8 protein-coding genes are annotated in these 15,604 nt (G+C 52.3%); 2 read left to right on the forward strand and 6 right to left on the reverse strand.

Features of this window, described 5'->3' with window-relative positions:
• Nucleotides 1-41: 41 nt before the first annotated feature.
• Nucleotides 42-1,571: a C13 family peptidase gene (locus ACO0LL_RS26955; protein WP_422953903.1), complete on the reverse strand. Its 1,530-nt coding sequence runs from the start codon at nt 1,569-1,571 to the stop codon at nt 42-44.
• Nucleotides 1,572-1,647: 76 nt separating this feature from the next.
• The gene (gene murB, locus ACO0LL_RS26960; RefSeq protein WP_422953904.1) at nt 1,648-2,676 is read right to left on the reverse strand and encodes a UDP-N-acetylmuramate dehydrogenase; all 1,029 of its coding nucleotides are present in this window, start codon (nt 2,674-2,676) and stop codon (nt 1,648-1,650) included.
• Between the two features lie 88 nt (nt 2,677-2,764).
• Here murB and ACO0LL_RS26965 point away from each other — a divergent pair, with 88 nt between their 5' ends.
• A complete protein-coding gene (locus ACO0LL_RS26965; protein ID WP_186957195.1) occupies nt 2,765-3,250 on the forward strand; it encodes a YajQ family cyclic di-GMP-binding protein in 486 nt (161 codons plus the stop codon).
• Nucleotides 3,251-3,255: 5 nt separating this feature from the next.
• Nucleotides 3,256-3,906 carry a retropepsin-like aspartic protease family protein gene (locus ACO0LL_RS26970; protein WP_422953905.1) on the forward strand — a complete coding sequence of 217 codons (651 nt, stop codon included), beginning with the start codon at nt 3,256-3,258 and terminating at the stop codon, nt 3,904-3,906.
• A gap of 152 nt (nt 3,907-4,058) precedes the next feature.
• Here ACO0LL_RS26970 and aroG read toward each other — a convergent pair whose 3' ends face one another.
• From aroG to ACO0LL_RS26990, 4 genes are all read right to left on the reverse strand, one after another.
• A complete protein-coding gene (aroG, locus tag ACO0LL_RS26975; RefSeq protein WP_422953906.1) occupies nt 4,059-5,120 on the reverse strand; it encodes a 3-deoxy-7-phosphoheptulonate synthase AroG in 1,062 nt (353 codons plus the stop codon).
• Between the two features lie 401 nt (nt 5,121-5,521).
• On the reverse strand, nt 5,522-5,953 hold the full coding sequence (locus ACO0LL_RS26980; protein WP_422953907.1) for a tetratricopeptide repeat protein: 432 nt from the start codon (nt 5,951-5,953) through the stop codon (nt 5,522-5,524).
• Between the two features lie 23 nt (nt 5,954-5,976).
• The gene (locus tag ACO0LL_RS26985) at nt 5,977-10,731 is read right to left on the reverse strand and encodes a cellulose synthase subunit BcsC-related outer membrane protein (RefSeq protein ID WP_422953908.1); all 4,755 of its coding nucleotides are present in this window, start codon (nt 10,729-10,731) and stop codon (nt 5,977-5,979) included.
• A gap of 243 nt (nt 10,732-10,974) precedes the next feature.
• Nucleotides 10,975-15,567, reverse strand: coding sequence for a cellulose synthase subunit BcsC-related outer membrane protein (locus tag ACO0LL_RS26990; RefSeq protein ID WP_422953909.1), 4,593 nt, complete (start codon nt 15,565-15,567; stop codon nt 10,975-10,977).
• Between the last annotated feature and the right edge of the window lie 37 nt (nt 15,568-15,604).

A 15,604-nucleotide genomic window follows, 5' to 3' on the forward strand; every position in this document is an offset into this window, starting at 1 on the left:
CCATGGTGCTGATCACAAAACAGTATCAGCTTCAGCATGCGCTATTTTTGCGCCTGCAAGCGTTGTTCCAGTAACTTCAGACGCCCGCGTATTTCTTCACCAACTGCAATTTGCGGATTGGAATAACCGTCACTCTTGCCAGCCTCTTCTTCACGTTGCTTGATGATGGGTCTTGCTGCTGCATGTGCTGCTTCAAAAGACAGTGTCTTGTTACGCAACTGTTCGTCATACATGGCACGACCAAAGAAGGTCAGATCGGATTTACTGCCGCAACCGTAAGACGTATGATCGGCATCTGATGCCGTCATGATCAGGGATTTCGCATCCGACAAAGGTGCCACCCAGTTACCCGCAAAGCAAGCTGAAATTGAAATCACGCGGTATTTGATACCCGCCTCATCCAGCCATTTTTTCAAGTCTTCTGGCGTAACCGACTTCACGCTGAGTGGCCACATGCCGGCGGATAACTCGCCATCATTGGCACCATGTGAAGACATGTGCAGGAACAGGATATCTTCATTGACATCCATGCGTTTTGCCATCTGCTGTATGGCGCGCTGCAGATTCAAAGGTGTGGCCCAGGGCAGGCTATGAATGGTTCCCGGATTATTCACCAGTTGCAGGCTGCGACCCTCTGCATCAAAGCGTTTCGCCATCACTTGCGTGACCATGCTCGTTTCATTCAGGAAGACATTTTCTTCACCATAGGGGGCAAAACTGAGGCTGTACAAGTCTATGATGCCTGGTCTGTGTGCTTGCAGTGCCTCGAGTTTTTGGTTCAGCAAAAGCGCTTGCTCTTCGAATATTTCTTGGGTAATTTCGGGGGACTTGATCTCAGTATCTTCCTCAGTTTTTTCTATCTTTTCCTGGACCGGATACCAGAATTGTGTTGCATTAGTGCTGATACCCAAGCCACCAGCCACTGCCATGGCGATGACAACCGACAGCATGGCAAGTACGCGCCTGTCACTGGCGCGCCAGAAGAACAAACACTGAATAAACAAAACTACGACAGGTGGCACAAGATAGACCAGCCATTGCATGCGCATGGATAATTTTGACAGATCATACCAACCCATATGTATGAGTAAAGCGCCGATAGTGCAGATGACAACATTCAATACCAGCATTTGAGCAAGTGCCAGCACAAAAAAATGCGCCGCATCCGGTGCTCTGCTGTCAGAAGTTGCATGGTTTTCTGGCGCTTGTATACTCACTGGCCGCAAACAGTAACATCCCCAGGCAAGAGCAGCGAATTCCAACCAGCCTGAAGCCAGAACCTGCCAATAAAACCGGGCCGAGCCAACGAACATGAGGCGCTGCAAGCCTATATGGCAGCACAAGTAAAAGGACATCAATAGCGCGATCAGCCACGGTGACGCCGGCAGCCGCTGCCACCTCGGTTTTAAGCACATACTGACGCGCACGGCCTCTACCAGCAAACGACGCAGGGCAATAGCATGATTGTCGCCAGGGTCCTGCGTGGATGTTGTGGCTGGTGCCAGGGGCAGCACTTCCTCCTCTGATTCAGAGCTATGCGCTGCACTATTTGCTGGTAAAAATTCCGTCATTCAATTACCTGTTAAAAAATACTCGAAGATGATATTCACAGCCTTGCAGTAAAACCTTTAGCGACGAATAAACGCGTCAGAAAAACACCGGCTCAACTTCCAATAACACGCCAAACTTGCTCAGCACATCCGCCTGCACTGCCTGCGCCAGTGCCCTTACCTCTGCCCCGCTGGCACCACCATGATTGACCAGTACCAGCGCCTGTTTTTCATAGACGCCAGCCTTGCCCAACTGCCTGCCCTTCCAGCCACACTGATCAATCAGCCAGCCGGCAGCCAGCTTGTAGTCACCATTGTCTTGCCGGTAGCTGACCAGTCCGGGGTAAGCAACCAGCAAGCTGTCGCGCAAACTCGCGGGCACGATAGGATTTTTGAAAAAACTACCCGCATTGCCTATCCTGGCTGGATCTGGCAATTTTGCCTGGCGTATGGCGATGACAGCCTCACTGATATCCTTGGCACTGGGCTCGGCAATCTGGTGCTGGCTTAAATATTGCAAGACATCGGCGTAGCCCAGCTTCGCCTGCCAGCGCTTGGGCAGGGCAAAGCGCACACTGAGTATGACCATGCGGTCTTTGTATTCCTGCTTGAAAATACTGTCGCGGTAGGCAAAACGGCATGCAGCCTTGTCGATTTCCACCAACTGGCCGGTGACAAAATCGAAGGCACTCAGACTGGTAAATACATCCTGGATTTCGATACCATACGCACCTATATTCTGTATGGGTGCAGCACCTACCGTGCCAGGTATCAAGGACAAATTTTCCAGCCCCCCCAAGCCTTGTTCCAGCGTCCACAGTACGAATTCATGCCAGTTCTCACCTGCGGCAGCCTGCACATACACATAGTTGTCGTCTTCAGACAGAATCTTCTTGCCCTTCATGCATATCTGCAAGACCAGCGCATTGACGTGATCAGACAAAACCAGGTTGCTGCCGCCCCCGAGTATCAGGCGCGGTAAGGTTTTTAGGTGGGCATCAGCAAAGATGGCTTGCAGTTGCGCCAACTGCTGTATGCGCAAAAACTGGCTGGCGCGGGCGGCAATGCCAAAGGTATTGAGGTTTTGCAGAGAATAATCTGCTAAAAATGTGAGTAAATTCGTCATAAGACCCAAATTATAGCCTTTGCTCTCTCATGCCTGCCTGCATTTGCTAAAATGGAGCTTAATTCATTATTTTAAGCAAGGAAGCAAGATGCCCTCTTTCGATACAGTCTCTGAAGCTAATATGGTTGATGTCAAGAATGCCATAGACCAGACCAATAAGGTAGTCACCAATCGCTTCGACCTCAAAGGCAGCAGCGCCAAAGTTGAACAAAAAGACCGTGAACTGACCATTTATGGCGATTCAGAATTCCATCTCGACCAGGTTCGCCTGGAGTTGACGATGACCCTGGCCAAGCGCAATGTCGATGTACGCTTTCTCGACATGGGCAAGATAGAAAAAATTGGCGGTGACAAAGTCAAGCAAGGCATCAAGGTTAAAAATGGCATAGAAACTGAAGATGCCAAGAAAATCGTCAAAGCGATCAAAGACAGCAAGCTGAAAGTCCAAGGCAGCATACAGGGTGACGCTGTACGCGTGACGGGTACCAAGCGTGATGACCTGCAAGCTGCCATGGCAATGCTGCGCAAGGAAATCAAAGACCTGCCTCTGGAATTCAATAACTTCCGCGATTGATCAGCATGCGCCTGCCTGTAAAAAAACTGAAACTTCTGAGCGCAATCTGCCTGCTGGCAGGCACTGCAATGGCCCATGCCACCGACATAGGTGTGGTCGGTTTATTCCCGGGCAAGGCTATCCTGGTGGTTGATGGTGCTTCACCAAAAACCTATACCGTGGGCAGTAATATCAGCAGCGACGCCAAGCTCGTTGATGCTGACCGTGAATCAGCCACGGTGCTCATTAACGGCAAACGCCAAGTGCTGGTCATGGGACGAACCGTGCATCGCTCTGCGCCTAGCAGTGGCAGCAGCGTCGTATTGCGTGCAGATGATCGCGGCCATTTCACGGCACCGGCCATGATCAACGGCATCAGCATCAATATGTTGGTCGATACCGGGGCCAGTCTCATCGCCCTTCCTGCGACGGAGGCAACCAGGCTTGGCATCAATTACAAGCAAGGCACGCCTAACAGTGCAGATACTGCTGGTGGAGTTGTAAAAACCTACCACGTCAAACTTGATAAAATCAAAATAGGTGACGTGGAGTTGTATCAGGTGGATGCATCCATCTTGGAGCAAGGCCTGACCACCCCTTTGCTGGGCATGTCTTTCCTGAACCGCATGGACATGCGACGTGAAGGCGATCAGATGACGTTGACTAAACGGTATTAATCTCTTTTGCGTTCATTGCAATATGCAAGATTGCAAAGGTTAGGGGTCAAACTCTCAAGCCTTTTAAATAATTTGGCCAGCAGACATTGCGCATGTCTGCTGGCACATTGGTCCCACCTCAAACCGTAGCGATTTGTTTGGTAGCCAGATTATCAATAAGCCTGCTTCAAGCGCCTTTGTTTAACAGACTCTGCCAAACCTTCCAGCACCTTGATGCTTGATTCCCAATCGATGCAGCCATCTGTTACTGACTGACCATAGACCAGTTCTTTGCCTGGCACCAGGTCCTGACGACCGGCAACCAGGTGAGATTCGATCATGACACCGACGATACGGGTATCGCCATCTGCAATTTGTTTGCCGATATCAGCGCAGACTGGAATCTGGTTAGCAGGATTTTTTGAGCTGTTGGCGTGCGACGCATCTATCATCAGGCGGGATGCCAGGCCCGCACTGGCGATGTCCTTGCAGGCAGCATCAACACTGGCGGCATCGTAGTTAGGTGCTTTGCCACCGCGCAGGATGATGTGGCAATCTTCATTGCCATTGGTCGATACGATGGCAGAATGGCCGCCCTTGGTCACCGATAAAAAATGGTGAGGCTGGGAAGAAGCCTTGATCGCATCAACAGCGATTTTGACGTTACCGTCTGTACCATTCTTGAAACCTACCGGGCAAGACAGGCCAGATGCCAGTTCCCTGTGAACTTGTGATTCAGTCGTGCGGGCACCAATCGCACCCCAGCTGATCAGGTCAGCGATGTATTGTGGGCTGATGACGTCGAGGTATTCAGTACCGGCAGGCAGGCCGAGTTCGTTAATGTTCAGCAGCAGTTCACGGGCTATGCGCAGGCCATCATTGATGCGGAAGCTGTTGTCGAGGTAAGGATCATTGATGAGACCTTTCCAGCCTACTGTGGTGCGTGGTTTTTCAAAATACACGCGCATGATGATTTCCAGCTCACCAGCAAAGCGCGAGCGTTCTTCTGCCAGGCGTTGTGCATATTCCATTGCGGCTTTGGTATCGTGGATGGAGCACGGACCGATGACGACCATCAATCTGTCATCCTGACCATGCAAAATGCGATGCAGGGCGGTACGGGCATTGGCTGCGGTTTCCGACGCTTTTTCGGAACAGGCAAACTCACGTATTAAATGTGAGGGTGGAACCAGTTCCTTCATTTCGCGTATGCGTAAATCATCGGTGCGTTGCATGTTTTCTCCTGAGAATTCTTAAAAAATAATATGTGTCAATGTAGTCAAATTCTGATCGGTAAAAATAATTACGGATAAATATGGTTCAATTTTTTCCTGGCCCGATTGCAATTTACTGGTAATAAGTGCAAGGGCAAAAAAAAAACCGCCTGATCGGGCGGTTTTTTAGAATTTTGGTTTGGCTCTTTTTCTTCGAGTGCTTACCGTCTTTCCACCGCCCTTGGCTTGGAATAGCTAAAATAAAAGAAGAAAAAGAAAGCAATGTGTTTCATATCAATATTTGCGTATGTATTCAGCTCAATTATTGTTTTTACATGGTTTTACTCGGCAAAACGAGTAATTCAAAACTATAGTGCCTCAGAATTCAGCAATTTGCAAGAATGTTGCGGAAATAAGCTTATTCATTTTTTCCACAAAGGTGGCGGCTCTGGTGGAATATCCCCCTGATTGGGGTAAGCGCCAGGTACTGGGCCCTTTCTCTGCACAGCAGCCACTTGTGGCGTGTTACGGTTCATCCAGTTACGCAACTCATTGAGATTGGCGGCAATATCAGCACGGTTGGGGGCAAGGCGGTTTGCCCTTTCCAGCAAGTTCAAGGCTTTTTCATTGTCGCCTTGTGCAGCCAGAGCGACTGCCTGATTATTGAGTGCCGAAGCATCAAACGGATTGATCTTGGCGGCTTCTGCAAATTTTTTACTGGCAGCGCTATTGTTTCCTTCAGCAAGGAAATTGCGGCCTTCTGCATTTGGGTCTTGAGCATATACGTTTGCAACAAAGCTCAAGGCCAACAAGCCTGTAATGAGCGATTGGATATGGTGTGCCACGACTTTCATGATCTCTTGCTTTCAAAAAATACTTAATTACCCTGGTAATACGCCTTTGGAGCGACAGGCGGGAACGTCACCGGTGCCTTGCGCGGCTCAAAGCTGTAGCGCAGGTACAGCGCTGCCGAAGTGTCGTTGAAATCTCCCGAGTTGTCTGCACTGATCTTGCCACCAAGGAATAAATGCGGGGTCAGCTGGTATTCTGCTGCTCCACCCACTTTAAACGCGAACGCTGTCCTGGTCTGTCCAGGGTAGCTGGTCTGGATGTTAATCGTCGGATTCGCCGCGGCAAATTGTTCCAGCTCTGCCTGGTCTGCTGCTGAATTCGGGTAATACAAAGCTGACAGTTCGCGAAAGTGCTGAACACCGAGTGAGGTGGCGAGCTGGTAGGAGAACTTGCCTTTGCGTCCTGCTATCTCTAGCGGAATACCGAGCGCGACATAGGATTTGGGGCTGAAGTAGCCGCCATGGCCGTAGGTGAAGTAGCGCAGGTTTTTCTGGTAGAAGAAGGAGGTGAGCCCTAAACCAGTAGTGAAGCTGAAGTCATTGGTTTTGTAGGCGCGCCAGTAGGTGCCGACACCGACTTCTGCTTCTGTGTTCCTGGCGACGTTTTTACCTGTTAAGCCGTAGTAACCCAGGCTGGCATAGACACCGCCATCTTCGCCGTCATAGGAGGTGTCGATCTTGACGCCGGTGCGGGTGATGCCACCCCAGGTGAGTCCGTAGAGGCTGTCTTTGGCGCCTGCATAGGAGAGGTAGCTGTCGGTGACAGAGCGTCTGGCGATTTCTATGCCTAGGCTAGCGCCATCATCACTGCCACTCCAGCGCAGGCCACCGACTACATTTTGTACGGGGAAGCCTATGGGGCTGGAGCCTATGTCTGCTCTGACACCGGCTATTTCGTAGCTGAGGTTGAGGGCGACGCCTTTGGCTTCTTCATCGAGTGTGGCGACGTTGGATAAGCCTTGCTGACGGGCGATGGTGGTGAACGGGACTTTGGCGTATCTGGCGCGTTCTACCACTATCGCATTGCGGCCAAACTGGCCTGAAACAGCAGGGTCGTTCAGATACAGAGTTCCTGCATCAGCTACCACGGGAATGATCTTGAGACCAAACTGGCCGAGGCCGAGGGTATTGATGCGGGCTTCGATCGGGATTTCTACATCGGTCAACGCCGACAGGCCTTTTTCTCCACTGCGCGCTCTGGTCGCGACTTCGACCGATACTTCTGTGCGTTTGAGTTCGTTGATTGAGTCTATTTCTTTCAGCAATGCCGCTTCTTCTGCGCTTACGTTCGCTGCCTTGGCTGGCCGGACTTTGCCTGCCTGCGCCAGATTAGCTGGAGCAGCAGCATAAGCGTTGTTGCCAGCCGCTGCGTATTGTTGCGGCACAGGCACGGGCGCAGCAGAATAACTGGCTTTGGGTGGCACATAAGGTGTCACCAGTGCGGGTACATTAGCAGCACTGCCGTTTACATCATTATTTTTTGGTGCGGCCTGATTTTGTAGTGGATTCGTTTGTACTGGCGCAGCTTGTGTCGCTTGATTTGCTTGTGACGCTTGTGATAATGGACTGCGTGTCAGATTAGCTGGCGGAATCTGATATACCGTTGCCGCACCTGTCGCCGTGCTGACATTACCGCTGGAGCCACCCTGCACTGCCACTGGAATAGCATTGCCTGCATAAGCCTGTTGCGGTACCGGTGCCCTGTTATTCAAGGCATTAGCGGGCAATTGCGGGATACTGGGCATGGGTGCCGGAGCATTAGCCGCCATTACCGGATTGGCAGCACGGCTTTGTGCTGCCGCCATGGTAGAGGCTGGCAATTGCGGTATCACATACTGCGGTGCTGCCTGCACAGGCTGAGGTGCCTGTGCATATTGAGGCTGCGCATATTGGGGTTGAGCATACTGTGGCTGCGCAGTTTGCAAAGGCACGCCTACCGGAGCAAAAATCGCGCTCCTGGGATTAGGTGCCACTAGCTGCTGTGGTAAAGAGGCAGAAGCTGGTGCAGGCGCTGCATAGGATGCTGCTACCATCTGGGTTCTGCCGCTGCGGTCAGCAAAAGGATTGACACTGAATTCGCTGACATTCGCTGGCTGCGCCTGTGCGACCAGGCGTATGCCATTTGCGCCCATATCAGTGCCTGGTCTTTGTGACTGTTCCAATGCCAGAGCTTGTCTGAAATACTCCAGAGCCTTACCAGTATTACCGCGTGCACGTGCGAGGTTACCGGCCAGAGAAATAAAACGCGGATTGGATGGCTGCTGTTGCATCAGCGTTGCCAGGTGTTGCTCTGCAGTGTCAAAATCCTTGACCTGTATCGCTGCATACACCAGACCTTGCAAGACTTCAGGATTATCGGGTTCTGACTGTAATACGCGTTGATATAAATCTTTGGCAGAATCAGTATCGCCCGCAGAAGAATAGATGCGTGCCAAAGCCAGCAACAACAAATTGTCTTCAGGGTCAGCCACCAACATAGGCTGGATAAAATTAAAAGCGCTGGCATAATCACCCGCCTCACGCGCGCGCTCGGAATAGCGCATTGAAACTATACGCTGCAAGTCTTTGTAATCAGTGACTTCTTCTGCAGTCAGCCTGGGCATGTCAGCGACACGGCGCATGACTGCCAGCACTTCTGCTTCCTGATTTGCGCGCAACAAGGCCATGCCATATTGCAGCAACAAGCCTGCCTGGGGATTAGGTGTGCCTTCTACCGCACGCTTGACCAAGGCCAGGCCATGCGCAGGGTCACCTACCTTCATGTGAAAGGCGGCGATGATGCCTACAAATTCTGCATCATTGCCGGCGGTATTTTCTATGATACCGAGCAGTTCACGCGCTCTCGCGGTATCACCGCGATTGACAAAGACATTAAGGCGATCAACCTGCACCCTGGTCCAGAGACGCTTTTGCAGCTCGAACATTTCAGGTTTTCTGGCGGCGGCAGGCAGGCGCTCCAGCGTGATCAAACCTTCCCACCATAATTGCTGCATGGCGCTCAGCAAGGCACTGGCATACAAGGCCTCGGCCTGGGGATTTTCTACATTGGCTATCGCATCCATCAGGGCGCGTGCTGCACCAGGTGCATTCTGCCCCAGGTAGATTTTAGCCAGGGCCATGCGCAACCAGGGGTTGTCTGGCGTGATCAGCACGGCATCTTCGAGGTTGGCTTGCGCGACGGCGATATTACCCGCTGCTTCAGCCGCCTTGGCTTTGTCCCATAGCTGCGTTGCCTTCAATTCAGACAGCACTGTCATCTGGCGCGGCGACATATAGGCGCTGAGCTCTTCCAGATCCTTAATGCGTTTTTGCAGCGCCAGCAAACCTATGAGGCTATCAAGTGCACCCTGGTTCTTTTTATCGTCACGCAAGACCAGACGGAAATTTGCCTCGGCACCGACAACATCATTTTCTGCCAGCAAGGCATCACCGAGCTGCAACATGCCGACTGCTTCCTTGGGGTCCATTTCCACGGCCTTGCGCAATAAGGCGATGCCTTTGCTGCTATTGCTGTCTTCAAATGCGCTACGCGCATCTGCGATCATGCCCCAGTAATTGGCGCGGTCATAAGCGGGTTTCCATTGATCCTTGCGATTTGATGGCGACAATTCCACCGCTTTTTGCAAGAGTGTGCGCGATTCGATAAACTCATCCTGGCGCATTTTTACCAGGCCCATGCCACCATACCCCGCTGAATCTTTGGGATGCGATTTGATCAGCGCCTGGAAAGCTGCTTCCGCTGTTTTGAGGTCATTGTCATCAAGGGCCTTGAAAGCAGCAGTACGTGCTTTTTCTGGCGCGTCACCGCTTGATTTTGACTGGGCCTCTGGCTTATTGCTGTTTTTTGGCTCTGCCTTGGCGACCACTTCAGGTTTTGGTGCTGCTTCTATTTTTTGCTTGCTTTCAGCCGCGGCCTGCACTGCCGTACTTTGCTTGGCAGCCGCCATGACCTTGGCAGGGTTGGATTTTTCTTCTGGCACTGCTGGCGCTGCCGGATGACTCAGACTAGCAAGTCGCTCGCTGATGACCTGGTCATTCGGGAACTTATCGAGATAACGACGCAAGTGTTTCGCATTTTCATTCTTGACGCCCATCCAGCTCAAAGCCTGACGCCAGGAATCCCCGGCCTGCTTGCCAACATCAGCCTTGACAGTCAATTGTTCCAGCGCTGCCATACCTTCAAGGCGCGTAGGCTCACGGTAAGTCAGGACCTGGGCATAGGCCAGTGCATAGCGGGTGTTACCTGGATTTTCTTTTTGCAGCTTTTCCAGGCCACGCTTGGCATCAGGATAGCCTGCCTTGGTACCGGCCAATACCTGGAAATATTCGAAAGCGGCATCGCCCTTGAGCTTGGAAGGGTTGCCCATTTGCTTGTAGGCTTCGACCGCGCTATCGGCATCGCCCTGTTTGGCCAGCTTGCGTGCTTCTTCGAGTTGTCCACCGCTGCCACTACCGCCCTGCAGGACAGCATTTTCAGCCGTGCGCAATTGCGTGATCGTGGCTTGCGAACCCCGCAGTTTGGAATAATAGGATTTTGCCTGTGCAGTATTGCCCGCCTTGGCTTCAAATAAGACCAGGGCCAACAAGGCATCCACATTGGAAGGTTCCAGCTTCAAGACCTTGCGCCAGGCATCGGCAGCGTTTTCATCCTTGCCACGCTGTGCCCAGAATTGCGCCTGCTCTTTCAATTGTTGCGTCAAAGGGGTATTCGCGAGAGCTGTCCCGCTTTCCAGATATGCCGTCAAAAGCGCCAGTACCAGCGCTTTCTTCTTAAATGTCATTCATGTCCCCTTTAACTTCTTCGCTAGTGAGGGCATCGTCTGCCAATGCTTATAGATAAACACTTTACAAACATTCTACAAACACTCACTTCACCTGCATTTTGAAGTAAGCCAGCATAAATAGGAAGTCCATGTGTGGCAGGAATTGTAAATCTATTGTAAATCCAATAAAAAAAACCGCTCAAGCCTGAAAGATTTGAGCGGTTTCCTTGCATTGCGCAATTTAAGTCTGATTAGCCTGACTCAGTTACCCTGGTAATAAGCCTTGGGGGCGACAGGCGGGAACGTCACCGGTGCCTTGCGCGGCTCAAAGCTGTAGCGCAGGTACAGCGCTGCCGAAGTGTCGTTGAAATCTCCCGAGTTGTCTGCACTGATCTTGCCACCAAGGAATAAATGCGGGGTCAGCTGGTATTCTGCTGCTCCACCCACTTTAAACGCGAACGCTGTCCTGGTCTGTCCAGGGTAGCTGGTCTGGATGTTAATCGTCGGATTCGCCGCGGCAAATTGTTCCAGCTCTGCCTGGTCTGCTGCTGAATTCGGGTAATACAAAGCTGACAGTTCGCGAAAGTGCTGAACACCGAGTGAGGTGGCGAGCTGGTAGGAGAACTTGCCTTTGCGTCCTGCTATCTCTAGCGGAATACCGAGCGCGACATAGGATTTGGGGCTGAAGTAGCCGCCATGGCCGTAGGTGAAGTAGCGCAGGTTTTTCTGGTAGAAGAAGGAGGTGAGCCCTAAACCAGTAGTGAAGCTGAAGTCATTGGTTTTGTAGGCGCGCCAGTAGGTGCCGACACCGACTTCTGCTTCTGTGTTCCTGGCGACGTTTTTACCTGTTAAGCCGTAGTAACCCAGGCTGGCATAGACACCGCCATCTTCGCCGTCATAGGAGGTGTCGATCTTGACGCCGGTGCGGGTGATGCCACCCCAGGTGAGTCCGTAGAGGCTGTCTTTGGCGCCTGCATAGGAGAGGTAGCTGTCGGTGACAGAGCGTCTGGCGATTTCTATGCCTAGGCTAGCGCCATCATCACTGCCACTCCAGCGCAGGCCACCGACTACATTTTGTACGGGGAAGCCTATGGGGCTGGAGCCTATGTCTGCTCTGACACCGGCTATTTCGTAGCTGAGGTTGAGGGCGACGCCTTTGGCTTCTTCATCGAGTGTGGCGACATTGGAGAGGCCTTGCTGACGGGCGATGGTGGTGAACGGGACTTTGGCGTATCTGGCGCGTTCTACCACTATCGCATTGCGGCCAAACTGGCCTGAAACAGCAGGGTCGTTCAGATACAGGGTACCTGCATCAGCCACCACGGGAATAATCTTTAGACCGAACTGGCCGAGGCCGAGCGTGTTGATGCGGGCTTCGATCGGGATTTCTACATCGGTCAACGCGGACAGGCCTTTTTCTCCACTGCGCGCTCTGGTCGCGACTTCGACCGATACTTCTGTGCGTTTGAGTTCGTTGATTGAGTCTATTTCTTTCAGTAAGGCCGCTTCTTCGGCGCTTACGTTCGCTGCCTTGACTGGCCTGGCCTTGCTGCTATTGCTATTAGCAACGGCATATTGCTGCGGCACTGGCACTGCAGCCGTGAAGCTGGTTTTCGGTGGCACATATGGTACATATGGCGCAGCTGGCGTGTACTGCGCCAGCATGGTTTGCCCTTCAGGATAAGGGCTTTGCATGGTCGCGCCATTGCTATAGGTATCTGGCCTGCCACGGTTTGGCTCTGGTGGCGCACCGACTGCCGTTGGCATCTTGGGCTGCAAGGTATTGGCAGGTGGCGGTGCCGAGCCCGCAGATGCACTGGCTGGAGCAGGTTGAGCTTTTGGAGCTGGTGGCAAGCTCGGCAAACTTGGAATAGTTTTAGGTAGTGTGCTGCCAGGTGCTACATTATTCAATGGGACACCGGCAGGTGCAGGCGGTGTAGTCAATGGCTTGCCGACTGGCGCAAATATACCGCCGTTAAAGTTACTGGCTGGGGCTTCTTTCAGGATTGGTCCTGGCACAGATGCAGGTGCTGGTACTGCTCCTGGCGCCGACGTCGGCGCTACTGTTCTTAGCTGTGGTTGTTGAGCGTTGGCAGGTGCACCAGATTTGCGGTCAGCAAAAGGGTTGACCTTGAAATCATTGACCGTACTGGCTGGTGCAGTATCCACCAGACGCAAACCATTCGGGCCGGAGCCGACCACGGTTTTTTGCGCCTGTTCAAGTGCCAGCGCTTTTTTGAAATAGCTGAGGGCGCGGCTATTATTTCCCTGCGCCCTGGCGACATTGCCTGCCAGTGCCAGGTAACGCGGATTATCCGGTTCCTGGCGCAGCAACACACTCAGGTATTTTTCTGCATTGTCGAGATCACGTGCTTCCATTGCGGCATAGACCAGGCCCTGCAAGACTTCCGGGTTTTCTGGATCGCTTTGCAAAACCTTGACATACAATTCCCGCGCCGATGCGCTATCGCCTGAAGCCGTATAAATACGGGCCAGCGTCAGCAGCAACATCTCGTCATCAGGCGTGGCAATCAGCATGGGCTGTATATAGGCATAAGCCGTAGCATAATCGCCCGCCTCACGCGCACGCTCGGCATAGCGCATCGCCAATACTCTTTGCAATTGCGTGAAAGCAGTAATCTCTCCTTCTTGCAGATTGGGCATGGCCGCTACCCGGCGCATGACGGCTTCGAGCTCACCTTCCTGGTTTGCTTGCATCAACGTGCCAGCATATTGCAACAGTAAACCTGCTGCCGGTTTAGGGGTATTTTGCACAGCATCACGCAACATGGCGTAACCACGTTCCTTGTTGCCCAGCTGTATGTACAGATTCGCCATGGTGCCGGTGAATTCCATATCACTCCCGGCGACCTGCTCTACCTGTGTCAATATCTCACTCGCGAGGCTGGTATTGCCGCGCCTGGCCAGCAAGGTAATGCGGTCTATCTGCACCCTGATCCACAGGCGTTTTTGCAGATCGACCATTTCTTTCTTGCGTGAAGCTGTGGGTACTCTTTCCAGCGTATTCAGGGCTTCCCACCAAAGTTGTTGCATTTCGCTGAGCAAGGCGCTGACATACAACGCTTCAGGGTCTGGCGCTTCGACATTGGTCATGGCCTCGATCAGAGCACGTGCTTGTCCTGGCATGTCGCGCTTCAGGTAAATCCTGGCGAGTGCCATGCGCAGCCAGGCATTATCCGGCTTGATCATGATGGCATCTTCCAGCATTTTTTGTGCTGTGTTGATGTCACCTGCGGCTTCTGCAGCCTTGGCCTTGTTCCACAAATCTTCTGACTTCAGGTTGGCGATGATGGCCAGATGGCGCGGCAGCATGATGCTGCTCAAGGCTTCCAGGTCAGCTATACGTTTTTGCAAAACCAGTACACCAATCACACCATCAAGTGCGCGGATATTGGTTTTGTCTGCATCCAGGACGCGGCGGTAATTTTCTTCTGCCCCCTTCAAATCATTTTCTGCTTGCAAGGCATCTGCCAACTGCAGGATACCGGCTGGCTCTTTGCCATTATGGGCAATCGCCTTGCGCAGGAAATCAATACCCTTGGTGCTATCACCATCTTCAAAGGCATTCCTGGCCTCGGCCACTGTTGCCCAATAGCTGGCATCGTCGGAAGCTTGCTTCCATTGATCCTTCGATTGTGCAGGTGAATAATCGACTGCCTTATGCAAGAACGTGCGTGCCTCGATGAACTCTTCCTGGCGCATCTTGACCAGACCCATGCCGCCATAACCTATCGGATTTTTGGGATAGTTTTTGATCAGCCCCTGGAATTCGGCTTCTGCAGCCTCGATCTCATTGTCTTCCAGCGCCTTGAAGCCGGCTATGCGGCTTTTCTCTATAGGATTTTCTGCAACTGGCTTGGGTTTTGGTGCTGCCTTATCACCCTTATCACCCTTATCAACCCTTTCAGTTTTTTCCGGCTTCTCAGCCTTCTCGATCTTTTCTGCCTTTTCAAGCTTCACTGGCTTATCTGCGGACTTGATCTCCGTTGGCTTTGCAGTTTGCGTAGTTTGTGCGATTTGTGCCACTGGTGGCGTAACCGCCGCAGGTCTGGTCAAACCCACCATCCTGTCCCTGATGAGCTGGTCGTCTGGATGTTTTTCGAGATAGTGGTTGAAGTATTTGGCATTTTCCGGCTTCATGCCCATCCAGCTCAGGGACTGACGCCAGGATTCTGTCGCTTGTTTGCCGACATCGGGCCTGCTACTCAGACCTTCGAGCAAGGCCATGCCCTCTACCCTGCTAGGCTCGCGGTAAGTCAGTACCTGGGCGTAGGCGAGTGCGTATTTGCTGTTACCTGGATTTTCTTTGCTGAGTTTTTCCAATCCCTTGCGGGCTTCGGCATGGCCATTTTTGGTGCCGCCGAGAACCTGGAAGTATTCAAAAGCGGCATCGCCTTTGAGTCTGGAAGGATCACCGATCTGCTTGTAGGCATCGACTGCGGCTTCAGTATCGCCCTGCTTGGCAAGCATGCGGGCGTTTTCCAGCTGGCCTACGCCACCATTGCTACCCTGGCGCAAAGCCTGTTCAACATTGCGTATCTGGGCAGAACTCGCCTGCGTACCACGCAAACGCGAAAAATAGGTTTTGGCCTGCTCGGGATTACCTGTCTTGGCTTCAAGTATGGATAAAGCCATCAGCGCGTCGATATTATTGGCATCGACCTTCAACAACTTGCGCCAGATATCTGCCGCATTATCGTCGCGGCCACGCTGTTGCCAGAACTGCGCCTGCTCTTTCAATTGCTGTGTCAAAGCTGATTGCGCGAACGCAGTTTCGCTCTCAAAAAAAATCGTCAAAAGCGCAAAGACTATCGCTTTCTTCTTGAAGACCATTTACTTCCCCTAATGATCGCTTTTTTCTGTGAGTCAG

The organism is Undibacterium sp. TC4M20W, assembly GCF_049340245.1.
Lineage (GTDB): Bacteria > Pseudomonadota > Gammaproteobacteria > Burkholderiales > Burkholderiaceae_D > Undibacterium.